The following is a 1,080-nucleotide window of genomic DNA, read 5'->3' as shown; positions in this document are numbered from 1 at the left end:
ACCCCGGCCGGGCACATGCCCGGACGTGGCTGGCACAACCAACGCCGCCGCACCCCCGTCGGGCACTCCCGCAACGAAACCCTGTTCCACGGTGTCCGGCACTACGCCTACCGGGAAATGCGCCACCACTGGGGCGACCCTGAGGGCTACCGCGCCGCGATCGCGCGGGAAGTCGCCATCCGCAACGCCGACTTCGCCGTCCCCCTCGGCGTCACCGAACTCGGGCACATCTCCACATCCATCGCCGACTGGACCATCCGCTACTCCCGAATGTGGAACGACGGACCCGCCGCCTACGACAAAGCATTCCGAGCCATCCAAGCCGCACGCGGACGAAAAGGATCAGGACGCAACGGCGGACTCACCGGAAACAGCCGACCCGGCGGACACGCACGGGGCGAAGATCGGGCAGACACTTCCGATAAGCTTCGGGACATGGTAGTGACGGCGGCTCTCTTATGACCGCGAGGGTCCCGCGGCGGCGCACCAGGACAGCCCGCGAGCTAGCCGAGCAATTCGGGATCACTCGCACCACGGTTGTTCGAATGGTGGCCGAGCCGCGCGACGAGTACGAACAACGAGCCAGAACACGCCGTATGGCGGTGGTAGCACTCCGCCTCCAAGGGCTGACCTACCGAGAAATCGCGGCTCGCACCGGTGACACCCCTGCCATCGTCGGTCGCCTCCTCGCCGATGCCCGCCGTAACGGTGAGTGGGACGCGGCCCGTGCGGCCGCCGGGATGACCCAGGACCCGAAGTCTCGACCCACGCCCCGCTGACATGCTTCCCTGGCTATATGACGACCGTTACCGCAGGCGAAGCCCCGACTACGACCGACGACACCCCGCAGCGGACCCGCTGCTGCTCGACGGCATGCCGTTGCGGCTGCCAGACCGGGGGCACTTGCGCCTGCACACCTCGGACCTGACCTCCACAGGCGGTCACACAGAGTGAAATTTCGGGGGTGTCCCGAAGCGGCCTCTCATCCGTCACGACCCGTCACACCCGTCACAGATTCAGCGTTTGAGCAGGTCAGTAGCCGATTTTGCCTGTGACGGATCAAGGGGGGTGTGACGGATC

General features: G+C 66.6%; 1 pseudogene. It reads left to right on the top strand.

Annotated features, from left to right (window positions below):
- Nucleotides 1-462 (top strand): annotated as a pseudogene (locus tag Ae331Ps2_RS28630) (primase C-terminal domain-containing protein); the annotation flags it as partial.
- Nucleotides 463-1,080: the final 618 nt, after the last annotated feature.

This window comes from Pseudonocardia sp. Ae331_Ps2, from assembly GCF_001932405.1.
In the GTDB taxonomy this organism is placed as follows: Bacteria; Actinomycetota; Actinomycetes; order Mycobacteriales; family Pseudonocardiaceae; genus Pseudonocardia.
Note: the sequence above shows the minus strand (reverse complement) of the source record. Positions and strands in the feature narration are given on the sequence as shown.